The following is a 17540-nucleotide window of genomic DNA, read 5'->3' on the forward strand; positions in this document are numbered from 1 at the left end:
CACTTGTGGTTTGTTATGTTCGGTTCTGTTTGATGGGTGCGTTTCGATGAGTGGCACAGGGGAGTCCGGCAGTGAAGAAGACCTCGACCCGGCTGGCCGACGGTCGTGAGCTCATCTACTACGACCTGAGCGACGACACCGTCCGTGACGCGGTCGACCGGCGCCCGCTGGAGCGGACCGTCACCACGTCCGAGATCCGCCGGGACGCGCTGCTCGGCGACTCCGTCGCCATCGCCTCGCACCGCCAGGGCCGCACCTACCACCCGCCGGCCGACCAGTGCCCGCTGTGCCCCACTCAGGGCGACCGGCTGAGCGAGATCCCCGACTCCGCCTACGACGTCGCGGTCTTCGAGAACCGCTTCCCCTCGCTGGCCGGCGACTCCGGCCGCTGCGAGGTCGTCTGCTTCACCTCCGACCACGACGCGTCCTTCGCCGACCTCACCGAGGAACAGGCGGGGCTCGTCCTGGAGGCATGGACCGACCGCACCGCGGAACTGTCCCACCTCCCCTCCGTCGAGCAGATCTTCTGCTTCGAGAACCGCGGCGCCGAGATCGGCGTCACCCTCGGCCATCCGCACGGCCAGATCTACGCCTACCCCTTCACCACCCCCCGTACCGCCCTGATGCTGCGCTCGCTCGCGGCCCACAAGGAGGCCACCGGCGGCGCCAACCTCTTCGACGACGTGGTGGAGCGCGAGCTCACCGACAAGGACCGCGTCGTCCTGGAGGCCGAGCACTGGGTGGCCTTCGTGCCGTACGCGGCGCACTGGCCTTACGAGGTGCACCTCTACCCCCGGCGGCGGGTGCCCGACCTGCTCGCGCTCGACGAGGAGGCGCGCACAGAGTTCCCCCAGGTCTATCTGGAACTCTTGAGGCGCTTCGACCGGATTTTCGGCGAAGGTGAACCGCCGACGCCGTACATCGCCGCCTGGCACCAGGCGCCGTTCGGCCCGCTGGCGGAGTTCGAAGGCGTCCAGCGCGACGACTTCGCCCTCCACCTCGAGCTTTTCACCATCCGCCGCACTTCCGGCAAGCTGAAGTTCCTCGCGGGTTCCGAATCCGGCATGAACGTGTTCATCAACGACGTGCCGCCGGAGACCGCGGCCCAGCGACTGCGAGAGGTAGCGAGCAAATGAGTGGGAAGTACCTGGTCACCGGCGGAGCGGGCTATGTCGGCAGCGTGGTCGCGCAGCATCTGATCGAAGCCGGTCACGAGGTCACCGTCCTCGACAACCTCTCCACCGGCTTCCGCGAGGGCATCCCCGCGGGCGCCGCCTTCGTCGAGGGCGACATCCGCGACGCCGCCAAGTGGCTGGACTCCTCCTACGATGCCGTGCTGCACTTCGCCGCCTTCTCCCAGGTCGGCGAGTCGGTCGTGAAGCCCGAGAAGTACTGGGACAACAACGTCGGCGGCACCATGGCGCTGCTCGGCGCCATGCGCGAGGCCGGTGTGCGCAGGCTCGTCTTCTCCTCCACCGCCGCGACCTACGGCGAACCGGTGAACACTCCCATCACCGAGACCGACCCCACCGCCCCGACCTCCCCGTACGGCGCCTCCAAGCTCGCCGTCGACCACATGATCACCGGCGAGGCGGCGGCGCACGGCCTGGGCGCGGTGTCGCTGCGCTACTTCAACGTCGCCGGCGCCTACGGCGACTGCGGCGAGCGCCACGACCCCGAGTCGCACCTCATCCCGCTGGTCCTCCAGGTCGCGCAGGGCCGCCGTGAGGCGATCTCCGTCTTCGGCGACGACTACCCGACGCCGGACGGCACCTGCGTACGCGACTACATCCACGTCGCCGACCTGGCCGAGGCCCACCTCCTCGCGCTGGACGCGGCCACCTCCGGCGAGCACCTGATCTGCAACCTCGGCAACGGCAACGGCTTCTCCGTCCGCGAGGTCATCGAGACCGTCCGCCAGGTCACCGGCCACCCGGTCCCCGAGGTGGTGGCCCCGCGCCGCGGCGGCGACCCGGCCGTCCTGGTCGCCTCGGCCGCCACCGCGCGCGAGCGGCTCGGCTGGAATCCGTCCCGCGCGGACCTCGCGGGCATCGTCGCGGACGCGTGGGCGTTCGCACAGAACCGGGCCTGAACCGGCACCGGCACAGAAGGAGGAGCAGTGGCTGAGCTGGGGGTTCGCGTTCGCGAGGGCTTCGAGACGCTGTACGGGGCCGCGCCGGAGGGCGTCTGGGCGGCCCCCGGCCGGGTCAATTTGATCGGCGAGTACACGGACTTCAACGAGGGCTTCGTGATGCCGCTCGCCCTGCCGCACACGGCGGTCGCGGCGGTCTCGCGCCGCGCCGACGGCGTACTGCGGCTGCACTCGGCCGACATCGAGGGGCCGACCGTCGAGCTGCACGTCGACTCCCTGGCGCCGCTGACGAACACCAGCTGGGCCGCGTACCCGGCGGGCGTGGTGTGGGCGCTGCGCGAGGCCGGGCACGCGGCCGTCACCGGCGCCGACATCCACCTGGCCTCCACCGTGCCGACCGGCGCGGGCCTGTCCTCCTCGGCGGCCCTCGAAGTGGTGACCGCGCTCGCCCTGAACGACCTGTACGAGCTGGGGCTCACCGGCCCCGAGCTGGCCAGGATCGCCCAGCGCGCGGAGAACGACTTCGTCGGCGTGCCCTGCGGGATCATGGACCAGACGGCGTCGGCGTGCTGCACCGAGGGCCACGCCGTCCACCTCGACTGCCGCGACCTGTCCATCCGGCAGGTGCCCTTCGACCTCGCCGCCCAGGGCCTTGAGCTCCTCGTCGTCGACAGCCGGGTCAAGCACGCGCTCGGCGACGGCGCGTACGCGGAACGGCGCGAGGGCTGCGAGGAGGGCGCCCGGCAGCTCGGCGTCTCCCATCTGCGGGACGTCGCGTACGAGGACCTGGACGGCGCGCTGTCCCGGCTCTCCGACGAGCGCCTGCGCCGCTACGTGCGCCACGTCGTCTCCGACGACCACCGGGTGGAGCGGGTCATCGCCCTGCTCGACGCGGGCGACGTCCGCGCCATCGGCCCGGTGCTGACCGACGGCCACGCCTCGCTCCGCGACGATCTGCGCATCTCCTGTCCGGAGCTGGACCTGGTCGTCTCCACCGCCAACGCGGCCGGCGCGCTCGGCGCCCGGATGACGGGCGGCGGCTTCGGCGGCTCGGCGATCGTGCTCACGGAGTCCGCCGACGCGGACACCATCACCAAGGCGGTCGAGGAGGCGTTCGCCGCGGCGGGCTACTCCGCCCCGCGGGTGTTCCCGGCGGTGCCCTCGGCGGGAGCGCGGCGCCTGCGCTGAGCGCGCGTACGGACATCGGCGGGGTGGGGGGGGCCCGGCGCCCGCGCCCCCCCGGGGGGCGGGGGGGGGGGTGGGTGGGCCCCCCGCCGCGGGGCGGGGGGCGCCGGCGCGCGGGCCGCGCCCCCAAAGGGGGGGGGTCCGGGAGCCACGGCTCCCGGACCCCGCTTCTGCCGGTGCGGTTCAGAGGTAGCCCCACGTGCGGCAGATCGGCTCCAGCACCTCGGGGACCGTCTCGGGCGCGGGACGGTCCGGCTGGACGCGCCCGGAGCGGATCTTGTCGTTCCAGTCGCCGAAGCCGCCGCCGAGCACGGTGTTCTCCAGACCGGAGCCGTAGTCCAGCATGCCCGGCTCGAAGTCGAGCCCGAGGCAGGCGCAGATCCGGCGCAGCTGGGCGGCCGGGTCGGCGGTGAGGTCCTCGTAGCGCAGGACGTGACCGCCGAGCTCGGCGTGCGCCTCCTCCATGGCCTCCATGTACTTCACGACGCGCCCCGCGGCCTCGTCGAGGGAGCGGTCGGGGACGGCCTCGTGCCAGGAACGGGCCACGGCCGCCGGATGCCGGCGCAGGAACAGATAGCGGGCGTCCGGCCAGGTCTCGGCGATCCGCCGCCACTGGAAGGCGTTGCCAGGGGTCTTCTCCACGATGAACGGCTTGCCGGACCTGACGAGTTCGCGGTGCAGGGCCCGGTCCCACAGCAGCCCCTCCAGGTCCTCGTGACCGAGGCCGAGGGCGCGGAAGGAGCGCTCCGTGGGGCTGCCCGGCTTGAAGTACACCTCCAGGCCGGTCAGATGCAGTTCGTGGGAGGCGTGCAGCTGCGAATGCGCGCCCAGCATCAGACGCAGCAGCGTCGACCCGGAACGGACCGACGTCAGGATGAATACCGGCCGTTCCAGGAGCCGGTCGAGGACGGGATCCACCGGACATCGGGCCGCCTCGGCCGGCCGCGCCGGGCGCGGGCCGCGCGGTCTCGGTACGGCGCCCAGGTTCCCGGCGGCGCCCGGTGCGGGCACCCGGCGGACCTGGTAACCGGTGGTGTCGGCGAGCTTGGTGTTCAGCTTGCGCAGCAGGCTCATGGCCCGCACGGTAGGCAGCCAATCTTAGACTCACCTGAGTGCGCGGACCCGTCCGTCACACCCGTTTCACAGGCCGTGTACCAGGGGTTTCGTCAGGGTGTACTCCGTGATTCCGGGCGGGTAATCGGGGATGACGCACACCACGTCGTAGCCCTGCTTGCGGTAGAAGTCCGGGGCCTGGAAGTCCCAGGTCTCCAGGCGGGCGGCGCGGCAGCCGTGGTCGTCGCGGGCCTTGCGCTCGGCGCGGGCGAGGAGCCGGCCGCCGAGCCCGCGGCCACGGTGCGGCTCGTCGACCCAAAGGTAGGTCACGTGCAGCCAGTTCGCCCAGGTGTGCCCGACCAGGCCGCCCGCCCAAGTGCCGTCCTCGTCGAACGCCCATACCTGGAGCGGGTGTTCGCGTTCGCCAGGGGTTCCGCGCAGCGCACGCAGCACGGGTGAGGCCCGGAGGTTGGCCTCCCGCAGCCGTCGGCGCAGGAGATCGTGTCGCTCTTTGTCGACTTCTGCCTCAAGACGAAACATGTGGCTCACCATAAACGGGCCGGCCAATCAGTTCTGCAAATTAGCTTCCGCTGCCCGCTCCCGGGCCTACCCTGATGAACAGCACCGGTGGGGGCCGGTGCTGATCAGGGGGCGAGACAGTCGGGTACGACGCCCGGAGTGGGGGTAGCAGATCCAGCACGGCGGCGGCCGTGTCGGCTGCGGCACCCCACTCCTGGTCCCTGGCCTACTGGGGGCCGGAGGTGCTCCGGGCGCCGTACCCGCACCGGCCGTCCCCCGACCTGTGGGGGTTTCAGTGGTTCGCATCCGAGTCCTGGTCGTCGACGACCATCGCATCTTCGCCGAGTCGCTCGCCGCGGCCCTGGCCGCCGAGCCCGACGTCGACGTGTCCGCCGCGGGCAGCGGGCCCGCCGCCCTGCGCAGCCTGGAGCGCGCGGCGGCGGAGGGCCGCAGATTCGATGTGCTGCTCGTCGACGCCGACCTCGGCGGCAACGTGCCCGGCATGCGCCCGGCCGTCCCCGTCCAGGAGAGCAACGAGGACGGACTCGTCGACGGGATCTCCCTCGTCGCCGGCGTCCGCTCCGGCCAGCCCGGGGTGCGTACGGTCGTGCTCGCCGAGAAGGACGACCCGCGCCGCGCCGCGCTCGCCCTCCAGGCCGGCGCCTCCGGCTGGGTCGCCAAGGACTGCTCGCTGTCCCGGCTGCTCACCGTCATCCGGGGCGTGCTGCGCGAGGAGACGCATCTGCCGCCCGCGCTGCTCACCGGCGTCCTGCGCGAACTGACCGCGGCCCGCAAGCACCGCACCGAGAGCGAGCGCCTGGTGGAGTCCCTCACTCCGCGCGAGCGCGAGGTGCTGCGGTGCATGGTCGCGGGGCTCGGCCGCAAGGCCGTCGCCGAGCGGCTGTTCCTCTCCCCGCACACGGTCCGCACCCACATGCAGAACGTCCTCGGCAAGCTCGGCGTGCACTCCACGCTGGCCGCCGTCGCGCTCGCCCGCCGGGCCGGGGTGGGCCCGGTCGACCTAACCGGGGATGTTGTCGAACGGGGCGGTCAACTGGCGTAGCAGCGCGGCCAGTTCACTGCGCTGCGCCCGGCTCAGCTCGGCCAGGATGGCGCGCTCCTGGTCGAGCAGCCCGGCCAGCGACTGGTCGGCGCGGTCGCGGCCCTCGTCCGTCAGCCGCACCAGCACCCCCCGCCGGTCACTGGGGTCGGGCAACCGCTCCACCAGGCCCTTCTTCGCCAGCCGGTCGATGCGGTTGGTCATCGTCCCGGACGTCACGAGGGTCTGGGTGAGCAACTGCCCGGGGGAGAGCTGGTAGGGGTCGCCCGCGCGCCGCAGCGACGTCAGGACGTCGAACTCCCAGGGCTCCAGGCTGTGCTCGGAGAACGCCAGACGGCGTGCGCGGTCGAGATGCCGGGCCAGTCTGCTCACCCGGCTGAGCACCTCGAGCGGTTCCACGTCGAGGTCCGGGCGCTCCCGGCGCCATGCAGCGACCAGCCGATCGACCTCGTCCTCCATGACGATCAGTGTAGTCGTTGTGTCGACGTGAAGTCTCTTGACGTCAAGATACTGCGAGTGTGAGGCTGGACGAGCACCGCGGCCCCTCACCGGCGGCCACGCCACCGCGTCCGCTCCCGTATCCGCCCTGTCGTACCCGTCCGCCGTAACCAGCCCGCCGTACCGTCCCGCCATGACCGCCCGGTCGTACCGTCCCGCCGTGTCCGCCCGGCCGCACCTGCCCGCCGTGTCCGCCCGGTCGTACCTGCTCGCCGTGTCCGCCCGGCCGCACCTGCTCGCCATGACCGCCCGGCCGCACCTGCCCGCCATGACCGCCCGGCCGCACCTGCCCGCCGTGTCCGCCCCGTCGTCCCCGTTCGCCGTGTCCGCGCCGTCGTACCCGTCCCGCCATGACCGCCCCGTCGTACCCGTCCCGCCCTAAGTGCCGCACAGGAGGCTTCCCCATGCCGACCGCCGCCGATCCCTCCTGGGACCCGGGCCAGTACCTGCGCCACGCGGACCACCGCGCCCGCCCCTTCACCGACCTCCTAGCCCGCGTCCCCGACCTGCCCGGACGGCCCGCCCGCATCGCCGACCTGGGCTGCGGCCCCGGCAACGTCACCGCGCTGCTCGCCGGCCGCTGGCCCACCGCCCGCATCACCGGCTACGACAACTCGCCCGAGATGCTGGCCAGGGCCCGCGCCGACCACGAGGGCCCCACCCCCGGCGGCGGCCGGCTCGACTTCGCCACCGCCGACGCCCGTACCTGGACCCCCGAGGGGCCGTACGACCTGATCGTCAGCAACGCCACCCTGCAATGGGTCCCGGACCACACCGCGTCCTTCCCCGCCTGGGTGGACGCCCTGGCACCCGGCGGCACCTTCGCCTTCCAGGTCCCCGGCAACTTCGACTCGCCCAGCCACCGTCTGATGCGGGAACTCGCCGAATCCCCGCGCTGGAAGGACCGGCTCGCCGGGACGCTGCGCCACGACGACGCGGTCCGCACCCCCGCCGCCTACCTCGGCCACCTGATCGCCGCGGGCTGCGCGGCCGACGAGACGGACGTCTGGGAGACCACGTACCTGCATCTGCTGAAGGGCGAGGACCCGGTGCTCGACTGGGTCAAGGGCACCGGACTGCGCCCCGTCCTCACCACGCTGGGCGCGGACGCCGACGCCTTCGTCACCGACTACCGCGCCGCGCTCCGCGAGGCGTACCCGCCCACCGCCCACGGCACGGTCTTCCCGTTCCGCCGGATCTTCGCCGTCGCCCGGAAGGCGGCCTGACCGTGCTCGGCGCCGTCGTCGCCGTCGATCACGTACAGCTCGCCGCGCCGCCGGGCACGGAGGACGCGCTGCGCGCCTACTACGTGCACGTCCTCGGTATGACGGAGATCCCCAAGCCGCCGGTCCTCGCGGCCCGCGGCGGCTGCTGGTTCACCGCCGGCGCCGGAGCCGTACAGCTCCATCTCGGTATCGAGACCGACTTCCGCCCGGCCCGCAAGGCCCACCCGGGCCTGCGCGTCACCGGCATCGACGCGTACGCGGCCCGGCTCGCCGCCCGCGGCGCACGCGTGGAGTGGGACGACGAGCTCCCGGGCCACCGGCGCTTCTACTCCGAGGACCCGGTGGGCAACCGGCTGGAGTTCCTGGAACCGCGTGGCGCCGCCCCCGCGGGGTGAGACGTCAGCTCTTGCGGTGGCCTATCAGGCGGGGCTTCTGTTCCAGGCCGTCCAGGCCGTGCCAGGCCAGGTTCACCAGGTGGGCGGCGACCTCGGCCTTCTTCGGGCGGCGGACGTCCAGCCACCACTGGCCGGTCAGCGCGACCATGCCGACCAGGGCCTGCGCGTACAGCGGCGCCAGCTTGGAGTCGAAGCCGCGGCTCTTGAACTCGCGGCCCAGGATGTCCTCGACCTGGGTCGCGATGTCGGAGATGAGGGAGGCGAAGGAGCCGGTGGACTGGGGGATGGGGGAGTCGCGGACCAGGATGCGGAAGCCGTCCGTGTACTCCTCGATGTAGTCGAGGAGGGCGAAGGCCGCCTGTTCGCACAGTTCGCGGGGGTGGCCGGCCGTGAGGGAGCCGGTGACCATGTCCAACAGGCGGCGCATCTCGCGGTCCACCACCACCGCGTACAGACCTTCCTTGCCGCCGAAGTGCTCGTACACCACCGGCTTGGACACCCCGGCCTTCGCCGCGATCTCCTCCACCGACGTGCCCTCGAAGCCCTTCGCGGCGAACAGCGTGCGACCGATCTCGAGAAGCTGCTGCCGTCTCTCGGCCCCCGTCATACGGGTGCGACGCGCTCGCCGCTGCTTCTCGCCTGCCGGGGTGCTGCTGGAGTCGGTCGCCACACCGTCAATCATGCCGCGTCGGCGGTCTCCGGCTTGCGGCGGGCACCCGTCCCGTCGGTGTTGCGCCGTGAATCGATACGCGAGCGTGACGGCCAGCGCACGTCATGGGCCCAGCCGAGCCGCTCGAACCAGCGGATGATCCGCGCCGAGGAGTCGAGCTGACCGCGCTCCACACCGTGCCGCGCCGAGGTCGGGTCGGCGTGGTGCAGGTTGTGCCAGGACTCGCCGCACGACAGGACCGCCAGCCACCACACGTTCCCGGAGCGGTCCCGCGACTTGAAGGGGCGCTTGCCCACCGCGTGACAGATCGAGTTGATCGACCAGGTGACGTGATGGAGCAGCGCCACCCGAACGAGTGAACCCCAGAAGAAGGCGGTGAACGCGCCCCACCACGACATCGTCGCCAGCCCGCCGATCAGCGGCGGCAGTGCCAGCGACAGCGTCGTCCAGAACACGAACTGCCGGGAGACCGCTCGGATGGCCGGGTCCTTGATCAGATCCGGCGCGTACTTCTCCTGTGACGTCTGCTCCTCATCGAACATCCATGCGATGTGCGCCCACCACAGGCCCTTCATCAGCGCCGGCACCGTCTCGCCGAACCGCCACGGCGAATGCGGGTCCCCCTCCGCGTCCGAGAACTTGTGGTGCTTGCGGTGGTCCGCGACCCAGCGCACCAGCGGCCCCTCCACGGCCATCGAACCGGCGACCGCGAGCGCGATCCGCAGCGGACGCTTCGCCTTGAAGGACCCGTGCGTGAAGTAACGGTGGAAGCCGATGGTGATGCCGTGGCAGCCGAGGTAGTAGAAGAACACCAGCAGCGCGAGGTCCAGCCAGCTCACCCCCCAGCCCCAGGCCAGCGGCACCGCCGCCACCAGCGCCAGGAACGGGACCGTGATGAAGAGCAGCAGCGCGAGCTGTTCCACCGAACGCTTCTGCTCACCGCCCAGCGTGGCGGAGGAGGTGGAGGTGCCGTCTTGCGCCCGTGAGGCGTCGTCGATCACATCGGAGCTCGTGGTCATGGGCGTCCCCTGGGGGGTCGAGGATGTGGAGGCAGCTGCCCGGGACATGAGCCCCGGGCTCTTCCCGGCAAGCTACGGGTTTCCTACGCGTCCGTAACCTACGGCATCGTAAGTATGGCAGTGCGTAGCACGGCGGCAAGAGCCCGTGAGTCTGCGCGTCCGCATGGACACCTATCCTTGGAGTCGGTCGGACAGCGCGGTCCGCTCTGATTTTCTGCCCGGATGCCACGTCCCTAAGCGGCACCCGCCGCGCGGTCGCCACCCGGGTTCCCTCCCAGACGAGCTTCAGACGAGCTTCAACACTGCAAGGAGCCGCACCTGTGAGCAGTGCCGACGATCAGACCACGACGACCAGCAGCGAGCTGCGCGCCGACATCAGGCGCCTGGGTGATCTGCTGGGAGAGACCCTCGTCCGGCAGGAGGGTCCCGAACTCCTGGAACTGGTCGAGAAGGTCCGCCGCCTGACCCGCGAGGACGGCGAAGCCGCCGCAGAACTGCTGCGCGGCACCGAACTGGAGACCGCCGCGAAGCTGGTCCGCGCCTTCTCCACCTACTTCCACCTGGCCAACGTCACCGAGCAGGTGCACCGCGGCCGCGAACTGCGCGCCAAGCGCGCCGCCGAGGGCGGCCTCCTCGCCCGCACCGCCGACCGGCTCAAGGACGCCGACCCCGAGCACCTGCGGGAGACGGTCGCGAACCTCAACGTACGGCCCGTCTTCACCGCCCACCCCACCGAGGCCGCCCGCCGCTCCGTCCTCAACAAGCTCCGCCGTATCGCCGCCCTCCTCGAAACTCCCGTCATCGAGTCCGACCGGCGCCGCTACGACACCCGCCTCGCCGAGAACATCGACCTCGTCTGGCAGACCGACGAACTCCGCGTCGTCCGCCCCGAGCCCGCCGACGAGGCCCGCAACGCCATCTACTACCTCGACGAACTCCACGCCGGCGCCGTCGGCGACGTCCTGGAGGACCTCACCGCCGAACTGGAGCGCGTCGGCTTCCAGATCCCCGACGACACCCGCCCGCTCACCTTCGGCACCTGGATCGGCGGCGACCGCGACGGCAACCCGAACGTCACCCCCCAGGTCACCTGGGACGTCCTCATCCTCCAGCACGAACACGGCATCAACGACGCCCTGGAGATGATCGACGAACTGCGCGGCTTCCTCTCCAACTCCATCCGCTACACCGGCGCCACCGAGGAACTGCTCAGCTCCCTCCAGGCCGACCTGGAGCGGCTGCCGGAGATCAGCCCCCGCTACAAGCGCCTCAACGCCGAGGAGCCCTACCGCCTCAAGGCCACCGCCATCCGGCAGAAGCTGGAGAACACCAAGCAGCGGCTCGCCAAGGGCACCCCCCACGAGGACGGCCGCGACTACCTCGGCACCAGCGAACTCCTCGCCGACCTCACCCTCATCCAGACCTCCCTGCGCGAACACCGCGGCGGCCTCTTCGCCGAGGGCCGGATGAACCGCACCATCCGCACGCTGGCCGCCTTCGGCCTCCAGCTCGCCACCATGGACGTCCGCGAACACGCCGACGCCCACCACCACGCCCTCGGCCAGCTCTTCGACCGGCTCGGCGAGGAGTCCTGGCGCTACGCCGACATGCCCCGCGACTACCGCGGCAAGCTGCTCGCCAAGGAACTGCGCTCCCGGCGCCCCCTCGCGCCCAGCCCCGCCCCCGTCGACGCCGCCGGCGAGAAGACCCTCGGCGTCTTCCAGACCGTCAAGCGGGCCCTGGCCGTCTTCGGACCCGAGGTCATCGAGTCGTACATCATCTCCATGTGCCAGGGCGCCGACGACGTCTTCGCCGCCGCCGTGCTCGCCCGCGAGGCCGGTCTGCTCGACCTGCACGCCGGCTGGGCCAAGATCGGCATCGTGCCGCTCCTCGAGACGACCGACGAGCTCAAGGCCGCCGACACCATCCTGGAGGACATGCTCTCCGACCCCTCCTACCGGCGCCTGGTCGCGCTGCGCGGAGACGTCCAGGAGGTCATGCTCGGCTACTCCGACTCCTCCAAGTTCGGCGGCATCACCACCAGCCAGTGGGAGATCCACCGCGCCCAGCGCCGGCTGCGCGACGTCGCCCACCGCTACGGCGTACGGCTGCGTCTCTTCCACGGCCGCGGCGGCACCGTCGGCCGCGGCGGCGGCCCCTCGCACGACGCGATCCTCGCCCAGCCCTGGGGCACCCTGGAGGGCGAGATCAAGGTCACCGAACAGGGCGAGGTCATCTCCGACAAGTACCTCGTACCGTCCCTGGCCAGGGAGAACCTGGAGCTGACGGTCGCCGCCACGCTCCAGGCGTCCGCCCTGCACACCGCGCCCCGCCAGTCCGACGAGGCCCTGGCCCGCTGGGACGCCGCCATGGACGTCGTCTCCGACGCCGCCCACGCCGCCTACCGCAGCCTCGTCGAAGACCCCGACCTGCCGACGTACTTCCTGGCCTCCACGCCGGTCGACCAGCTCGCCGACCTGCACCTGGGCTCGCGGCCCTCCCGCCGTCCCGGCTCGGGCGTCTCGCTCGACGGACTGCGCGCCATCCCCTGGGTCTTCGGCTGGACCCAGTCCCGGCAGATCGTCCCCGGCTGGTTCGGCGTCGGCTCCGGGCTCAAGGCGCTGCGCGAGACCGGCCTCGACACCGTGCTCGACGAGATGCACGAGCAGTGGCACTTCTTCCGCAACTTCCTCTCCAACGTCGAGATGACCCTCGCCAAGACGGACCTGCGGATCGCCGCCCACTACGTCGACACCCTCGTCCCCGACGAGCTCAAGCACGTCTTCGACGTCATCCGCGCCGAGCACGAGCTCACCGTCGCCGAGGTCCTGCGCATCACCGGCGGACAGCAGCTCCTGGACACCCACCCCGTCCTCCAGCAGACCTTCGCCATCCGCGACGCCTACCTGGACCCGATCTCCTACCTCCAGGTCGCCCTGCTCAAGCGGCAGCGCGACGAGGCCGCGGCCGGCGCGGAGCCCGACCCGCTGCTCTCCCGCGCCCTGCTCCTGACCGTCAACGGAGTCGCGGCAGGACTGCGCAACACCGGCTGACCGGCGCTCATGACGGTGCCCCCGTTCCCGTACGCACGCGTACGGGAACGGGGGCACCGTCATGCCGGAACCGCTTCAGAGCACGACGAACGTCGCCGTCAGGAACGCCACCCCCGCGCCCGCCATCAGCCACGCCGTCCGCCGCAGCCGCAGACCGCCCGCCACCACGACCGACGCCAGCAGCAGCGCGCCCGCCAGCGGGATCCACGCGTACAGCAGCCCCGCGGGACCCGTGCGCACCGCGTGATCACCGCCCGGCTTCAGCGCGACGGAGTACGTACGCCCCTTGCGCACCGCGACCGACTTCCCGATCACGACCTCCTCGCGCGCCTGCGAACCGGGCGACACCGGCCGGTAGGGGCCCGTGCACGTATCGCCCCCGCACGCCGTGACCGTCATCGTCCCCTGCTCACGGCCCTTGGTCAGCATCACGTACTGCGCCGTGCCCCACGAACCCCACACACCCGCGACCAGGATCAGCACCGTGACCACCCCCATCACCGCGATCCGCCCGAACCGCAGCGCCGCTCGCGCGCTCTGACTGGAGGTGGCAGTGGCAGGCATGGCCGGGATCATTGGCCATGGCGCCACCACCGGTCAACTGCCGGGAACGTGACGGGCGGACAAGTCAGGAGTTGTACGAACTCTGCGCCCGCTCCAGGCCCTCGGTCACCAGAGACTCCACCGCGTCCGCCGCCCGGTCCACGAAGTAGTCCAGCTCCTTGCGCTCCGCCGACGAGAAGTCCTTCAGCACGAAGTCCGCGACTTGCTGGCGCCCCGGCGGACGACCGATCCCGAAGCGCACCCGGTGGTAGTCCGCGCCCATCGCCTTCGTCATCGACTTCAGACCGTTGTGCCCGTTGTCGCCGCCGCCCAGCTTCAGCCGCAGCGCCCCGTAGTCGATGTCCAGCTCGTCATGGACCGCCACCACGCGGTCGAGCGGCACCTTGTAGAACTCCCGCAGCGCGTTCACCGGACCGCCCGACAGGTTCATGAACGACATCGGCTTCGCCAGCACCACCCGGCGGTTCGCGGGTCCCGGCGGACCGATCCGGCCCTCGATCACCTGCGCCTGCGCCTTGCCCGCCCGCTTGAACTTCCCGCCGGTCCGCTCCGCCAGCAGATCCGCCACCATGAACCCCACGTTGTGCCGGTTCATCGCATACCCGGGCCCCGGATTGCCGAGCCCCACGATCAGCCACGGGGCATTGGCGTCGGTCGTCACGTCCCTGTCTCCCTACGTCCTCGCTGCAAACGAGCCCTGATACGCGTCGGCCGCCGCCCCGAACCGGAGCGGCGGCCGACAGCCGAGCATACGAAAAGCGATCAGGCCTCGGCGGCCGCGTCGCCCTCGCCCTCGCCCTCCTCGGAGGACTCCTCCGCCTGCGCGGCCAGCACCTGGAGGACGACCGCGTCCTCGTCGATGGCCAGCGTCGAACCGGACGGCAGCGTGATGTCCTTGGCGTGGATCGAGGCACCGGCCTCCAGACCCTCCACCGACACGGTCACCGACTCGGGGATGTGCGTGGCCTCGGCCTCGACCGGCAGCGTGTTCAGCACGTGCTCCAGCAGGTTCCCGCCCGGGGCCAGCTCGCCCTCGGTGTGCACCGGGATCTCGACCGTGACCTTCTCGCCACGCGTGACGAGCAGCAGGTCGACGTGCTCAAGGAAGCCCTTGATCGCGTCACGCTGGACGGCCTTCGGGATCGCCAGCTCGTTGCGGCCCTCGATGTCCAGGGACAGCAGAACGTTCGGCGTACGCAGCGCCAGCAGCAGCTCGTGGCCCGGCAGGGTCACGTGGACCGGCTCGGTGCCGTGACCGTAGATGACGCCCGGAACCTTGTTCTCACGGCGGATACGACGGGCAGCACCCTTGCCGAACTCGGTACGGGCCTCGGCGGCGAGCTTCACCTCGGACATGATCACTCCTCGTAGATCTGGGGAAAGGGTCACCCGGCCACGAACGGCCTGCTACGAAGAGCGCGTCGATTACGGACCGCCGCACAGAAAGTGCGGCCTCCCTCGCCGAGCAACTTCAGCAGTCTACTCGGCGACGGAGGCCGCACCAAAAGGATCTTGAAGGGGTCCCGGACCGTTCCCGCTGGTCCGGCCGCTCCTACCGCTCCGGCTGCTCCTACTGCTCCTCGAACAGGCTCGTCACCGAACCGTCCTCGAAGACCTCACGCACCGCACTCGCGATCGTCGGCGCGATCGACAGCACCGTGATCTTGTCCAGCTCCAGCTCGCCCGGCGTCGGCAGCGAGTCCGTGAACACGAACTCGCTCACCTTCGAGTTCTTCAGCCGGTCCGCCGCCGGACCCGACAGCACACCGTGCGTCGCCGTCACGATCACGTCCTCCGCACCGTGCGCGAACAGCGCGTCCGCCGCGGCGCAGATCGTGCCACCCGTGTCGATCATGTCGTCGACCAGGACGCACACCCGGCCCTTCACATCACCGACGACCTCGTGCACCGTCACCTGGTTCGCGACGTCCTTGTCCCGCCGCTTGTGCACGATCGCCAGCGGCGCGCCCAGCCGGTCGCACCAGCGGTCGGCCACCCGCACCCGGCCCGCGTCCGGCGAGACCACCGTCAGCTTCGACCGGTCGACCTTCGCACCCACGTAGTCCGCGAGCACCGGCAGCGCGAACAAGTGGTCCACGGGACCGTCGAAGAAGCCCTGGATCTGGTCCGTGTGCAGGTCCACCGTCAGGATGCGGTCCGCGCCGGCCGTCTTCATCAGGTCCGCGACCAGACGCGCCGAGATCGGTTCACGTCCACGGTGCTTCTTGTCCTGCCGCGCGTAACCGTAGAACGGCACGATCACCGTGATGCTCCGGGCGGAAGCCCGCTTCAGAGCATCGATCATGATCAGCTGCTCCATGATCCACTTGTTGATCGGGGCCGTGTGGCTCTGCATCAGGAAACAGTCGGCACCACGGGCCGACTCCTGATAGCGGATGTAGATCTCGCCATTGGCGAAATCGAAGGCCTTCGTCGGGACGACCCCGACACCCAGCTTATGGGCGACCTCCTCGGCAAGCTCGGGGTGGGCGCGGCCGGAAAAGAACATCAACTTCTTCTCGCCGGTCGTCTTGATCCCGGTCACAGCACTGTCTCCTCAGAGGTGTCTCAGCTGGGCATTCGAGAGGGCATCACAGCTGATAGGTGCGGGTGTGCACCTATCACGGTACGCCGTGTCGGACGTACCGCTTTCCGGTCAGTCTTCGCCGCCGGCCTCCCGGGAAGCCGCCTCGGCCGCCTTCGCGGCCGCGCTTCCGGGACGCTTTCGAGCCACCCAGCCCTCGATATTCCGCTGCTGGCCACGGGCCACGGCCAGCGAACCGGGCGGCACATCCTTCGTGATCACCGAGCCGGCGGCGGTGTACGCACCGTCCCCGACCGTGACAGGAGCCACAAACATGTTGTCCGAGCCCGTCTTGCAGTGCGACCCCACCGTCGTGTGGTGCTTCGCCTCGCCGTCGTAGTTCACGAAGACGCTCGCCGCGCCGATGTTCGTGTACTCGCCGATCGTCGCGTCGCCCACGTACGACAGGTGCGGGACCTTCGTACCCTCACCGATCGAGGAGTTCTTCGTCTCCACGTACGTACCCACCTTGGAGCGCAGGCCGAGCCGCGTGCCGGGACGCAGGTACGCGAACGGACCCACGGATGCCTCCGGGCCCACCTCCGCACCGTTCGCCACCGTGTTGTCCACCCGCGCGCCCGCGCCGACCCGGGTGTCCGTCAGCCGCGTGTTCGGACCGACCTCCGCGCCCTCGGCCAGGTGCGTCGCGCCCTGGAGCTGCGTGCCCGGGTGCACCACCGCGTCCCGCTCGAAGGTCACCGTCACGTCGACCCATGTCGACGCCGGGTCGAGGATGGTCACACCCGCGAGCATCGCCTGCTCGAGAAGCCGGTCGTTCAGGATCCGGCGGGCCTGGGCGAGCTGCACCCGGTTGTTGATGCCCGCGATCTCCCGGTGGTCCCCGGCCACGCACGCACCCACCCGGTGCCCCGCCTCGCGCAGGATGCCGAGCACGTCCGTCAGGTACTCCTCGCCCTGGCTGTTGTCCGTACGGACCTTGCCCAGCGCGTCCGCCAGGAGCTGCCCGTCGAACGCGAACACCCCCGAGTTGATCTCCCGGATCGCCCGCTGCGACTCGCTCGCGTCCTTGTGCTCCACGATCGCCGTCACCGCGCCGCTCACGCCGTCCCGCACGATGCGGCCGTAACCGGTCGCATCCGGCACCTCGGCCGTCAGCACCGTGACCGCGTTGCCGTCCGCGCCGTGCGTCGCCGCCAGCCGGGCCAGCGTCCCGCCGGTGAGCAGCGGGGTGTCCCCGCACACCACGACGACCGTGCCGTCCACGTCGCCGCCGAGCTCCTCCAGGCCCATCCGCACGGCGTGCCCGGTCCCGTTCTGCTCGGCCTGCACGGCGGTACGGACGGCCGGGTCGACGTCGCCGAGGTGCGCGGTCACCTTCTCGCGGGCGTGGCCCACGACGACGACCAGGCTCTCGGGTTCCAACTCTCGCGCCGCGGCGAGCACATGGCCCACCAGGGAACGTCCGCACAGCTCGTGCAGGACCTTGGGTGTGGCCGACTTCATACGGGTGCCCTCACCCGCTGCGAGAACGACTACGGCTGCCGGGGGGTTGGCGCTCACGGGTGTGCCCTTCGGCTTCGGATGGGTGAGGTGTGGACATCCGCAGGATACCGGGGCGTAGTAGGGGCGAAATGTGAACGGGCCCTGACGTTGCTGTCAGG

At 71.0% G+C, this 17540-nt stretch carries 18 protein-coding genes; 8 read left to right on the plus strand and 10 right to left on the minus strand.

Going from position 1 to position 17540, the window contains the following annotated elements; all coding sequences use genetic code 11:
• Window positions 1-71: 71 nt before the first annotated feature.
• From galT to galK, 3 genes are read left to right on the plus strand one after another with little or no spacing between them, the layout of a single operon-like run.
• Complete coding sequence (gene galT, locus ACFV6E_RS24300; RefSeq protein WP_385164528.1) at window positions 72-1136, plus strand: galactose-1-phosphate uridylyltransferase; 1065 nt, start codon at window positions 72-74, stop codon at window positions 1134-1136.
• Entirely contained in the window at window positions 1133-2092 is a 960-nt protein-coding gene (galE, locus tag ACFV6E_RS24305; protein ID WP_385164525.1) for a UDP-glucose 4-epimerase GalE, read from the plus strand. Before galT ends, galE begins: the two co-directional genes overlap by 4 nt.
• Before the next feature lie 36 nt (window positions 2093-2128).
• Window positions 2129-3280: a galactokinase gene (galK, locus tag ACFV6E_RS24310; protein ID WP_385164621.1), complete on the plus strand. Its 1152-nt coding sequence runs from the start codon at window positions 2129-2131 to the stop codon at window positions 3278-3280.
• Between the two features lie 180 nt (window positions 3281-3460).
• Here the strand turns inward: galK and ACFV6E_RS24315 are convergent, their stop codons facing one another.
• Together ACFV6E_RS24315 and ACFV6E_RS24320 are read right to left on the minus strand one after the other, a co-directional pair.
• Window positions 3461-4351 (minus strand): sulfotransferase family protein, encoded by an 891-nt coding sequence (locus ACFV6E_RS24315; RefSeq protein ID WP_385464522.1) that lies wholly within the window; start codon window positions 4349-4351, stop codon window positions 3461-3463.
• 66 nt (window positions 4352-4417) lie between these two features.
• Window positions 4418-4882: a GNAT family N-acetyltransferase gene (locus ACFV6E_RS24320; protein WP_385164618.1), complete on the minus strand. Its 465-nt coding sequence runs from the start codon at window positions 4880-4882 to the stop codon at window positions 4418-4420.
• A 262-nt stretch (window positions 4883-5144) separates the two neighbouring features.
• On the opposite strand from ACFV6E_RS24320, the gene ACFV6E_RS24325 reads away from it, so the two are divergent.
• Window positions 5145-5912, plus strand: a complete 768-nt coding sequence (locus tag ACFV6E_RS24325) for a LuxR C-terminal-related transcriptional regulator (RefSeq protein WP_385164519.1) — start codon at window positions 5145-5147, stop codon at window positions 5910-5912.
• Here ACFV6E_RS24325 and tamR read toward each other — a convergent pair.
• On the minus strand, window positions 5871-6368 hold the full coding sequence (gene tamR / locus ACFV6E_RS24330; protein WP_385164517.1) for a MarR family transcriptional regulator TamR: 498 nt from the start codon (window positions 6366-6368) through the stop codon (window positions 5871-5873). The two genes, ACFV6E_RS24325 and tamR, sit on opposite strands and share 42 nt — an antisense overlap.
• A gap of 172 nt (window positions 6369-6540) precedes the next feature.
• Between tamR and ACFV6E_RS24335 the strand changes: the two genes are divergently transcribed.
• From ACFV6E_RS24335 to ACFV6E_RS24345, 3 genes are read left to right on the plus strand one after another with little or no spacing between them, the layout of a single operon-like run.
• Complete coding sequence (locus ACFV6E_RS24335) at window positions 6541-6789, plus strand: hypothetical protein (protein WP_385464525.1); 249 nt, start codon at window positions 6541-6543, stop codon at window positions 6787-6789.
• Window positions 6790-6811: 22 nt separating this feature from the next.
• The gene (locus ACFV6E_RS24340) at window positions 6812-7633 is read left to right on the plus strand and encodes a trans-aconitate 2-methyltransferase (protein ID WP_385464528.1); all 822 of its coding nucleotides are present in this window, start codon (window positions 6812-6814) and stop codon (window positions 7631-7633) included.
• A 2-nt stretch (window positions 7634-7635) separates the two neighbouring features.
• Window positions 7636-8028 (plus strand): VOC family protein, encoded by a 393-nt coding sequence (locus tag ACFV6E_RS24345; protein WP_385164510.1) that lies wholly within the window; start codon window positions 7636-7638, stop codon window positions 8026-8028.
• Window positions 8029-8032: 4 nt separating this feature from the next.
• Here the strand turns inward: ACFV6E_RS24345 and ACFV6E_RS24350 are convergent, their stop codons facing one another.
• Together ACFV6E_RS24350 and ACFV6E_RS24355 are read right to left on the minus strand one after the other, a co-directional pair.
• Complete coding sequence (locus ACFV6E_RS24350) at window positions 8033-8710, minus strand: TetR family transcriptional regulator (RefSeq protein WP_385164508.1); 678 nt, start codon at window positions 8708-8710, stop codon at window positions 8033-8035.
• The gene (locus ACFV6E_RS24355) at window positions 8707-9717 is read right to left on the minus strand and encodes an acyl-CoA desaturase (RefSeq protein WP_385164505.1); all 1011 of its coding nucleotides are present in this window, start codon (window positions 9715-9717) and stop codon (window positions 8707-8709) included. Before ACFV6E_RS24355 ends, ACFV6E_RS24350 begins: the two co-directional genes overlap by 4 nt.
• Before the next feature lie 320 nt (window positions 9718-10037).
• On the opposite strand from ACFV6E_RS24355, the gene ppc reads away from it, so the two are divergent.
• A complete protein-coding gene (gene ppc, locus ACFV6E_RS24360; protein ID WP_385164503.1) occupies window positions 10038-12770 on the plus strand; it encodes a phosphoenolpyruvate carboxylase in 2733 nt (910 codons plus the stop codon).
• A gap of 75 nt (window positions 12771-12845) precedes the next feature.
• Here the strand turns inward: ppc and ACFV6E_RS24365 are convergent, their stop codons facing one another.
• The 5 genes from ACFV6E_RS24365 to glmU form a co-directional block, all read right to left on the minus strand.
• Window positions 12846-13346, minus strand: coding sequence for a hypothetical protein (locus tag ACFV6E_RS24365; RefSeq protein ID WP_385464530.1), 501 nt, complete (start codon window positions 13344-13346; stop codon window positions 12846-12848).
• A gap of 52 nt (window positions 13347-13398) precedes the next feature.
• Entirely contained in the window at window positions 13399-13995 is a 597-nt protein-coding gene (gene pth / locus ACFV6E_RS24370; RefSeq protein ID WP_385164498.1) for an aminoacyl-tRNA hydrolase, read from the minus strand.
• Between the two features lie 101 nt (window positions 13996-14096).
• Window positions 14097-14690, minus strand: coding sequence for a 50S ribosomal protein L25/general stress protein Ctc (locus ACFV6E_RS24375; RefSeq protein ID WP_385164495.1), 594 nt, complete (start codon window positions 14688-14690; stop codon window positions 14097-14099).
• Window positions 14691-14904: 214 nt separating this feature from the next.
• Window positions 14905-15879, minus strand: coding sequence for a ribose-phosphate diphosphokinase (locus ACFV6E_RS24380; protein ID WP_385164492.1), 975 nt, complete (start codon window positions 15877-15879; stop codon window positions 14905-14907).
• Between the two features lie 111 nt (window positions 15880-15990).
• A complete protein-coding gene (glmU, locus tag ACFV6E_RS24385; protein ID WP_385164489.1) occupies window positions 15991-17439 on the minus strand; it encodes a bifunctional UDP-N-acetylglucosamine diphosphorylase/glucosamine-1-phosphate N-acetyltransferase GlmU in 1449 nt (482 codons plus the stop codon).
• Window positions 17440-17540: the final 101 nt, after the last annotated feature.

The sequence above is a fragment of the Streptomyces sp. NPDC059785 genome (assembly GCF_042732375.1).
GTDB lineage: Bacteria > Actinomycetota > Actinomycetes > Streptomycetales > Streptomycetaceae > Streptomyces.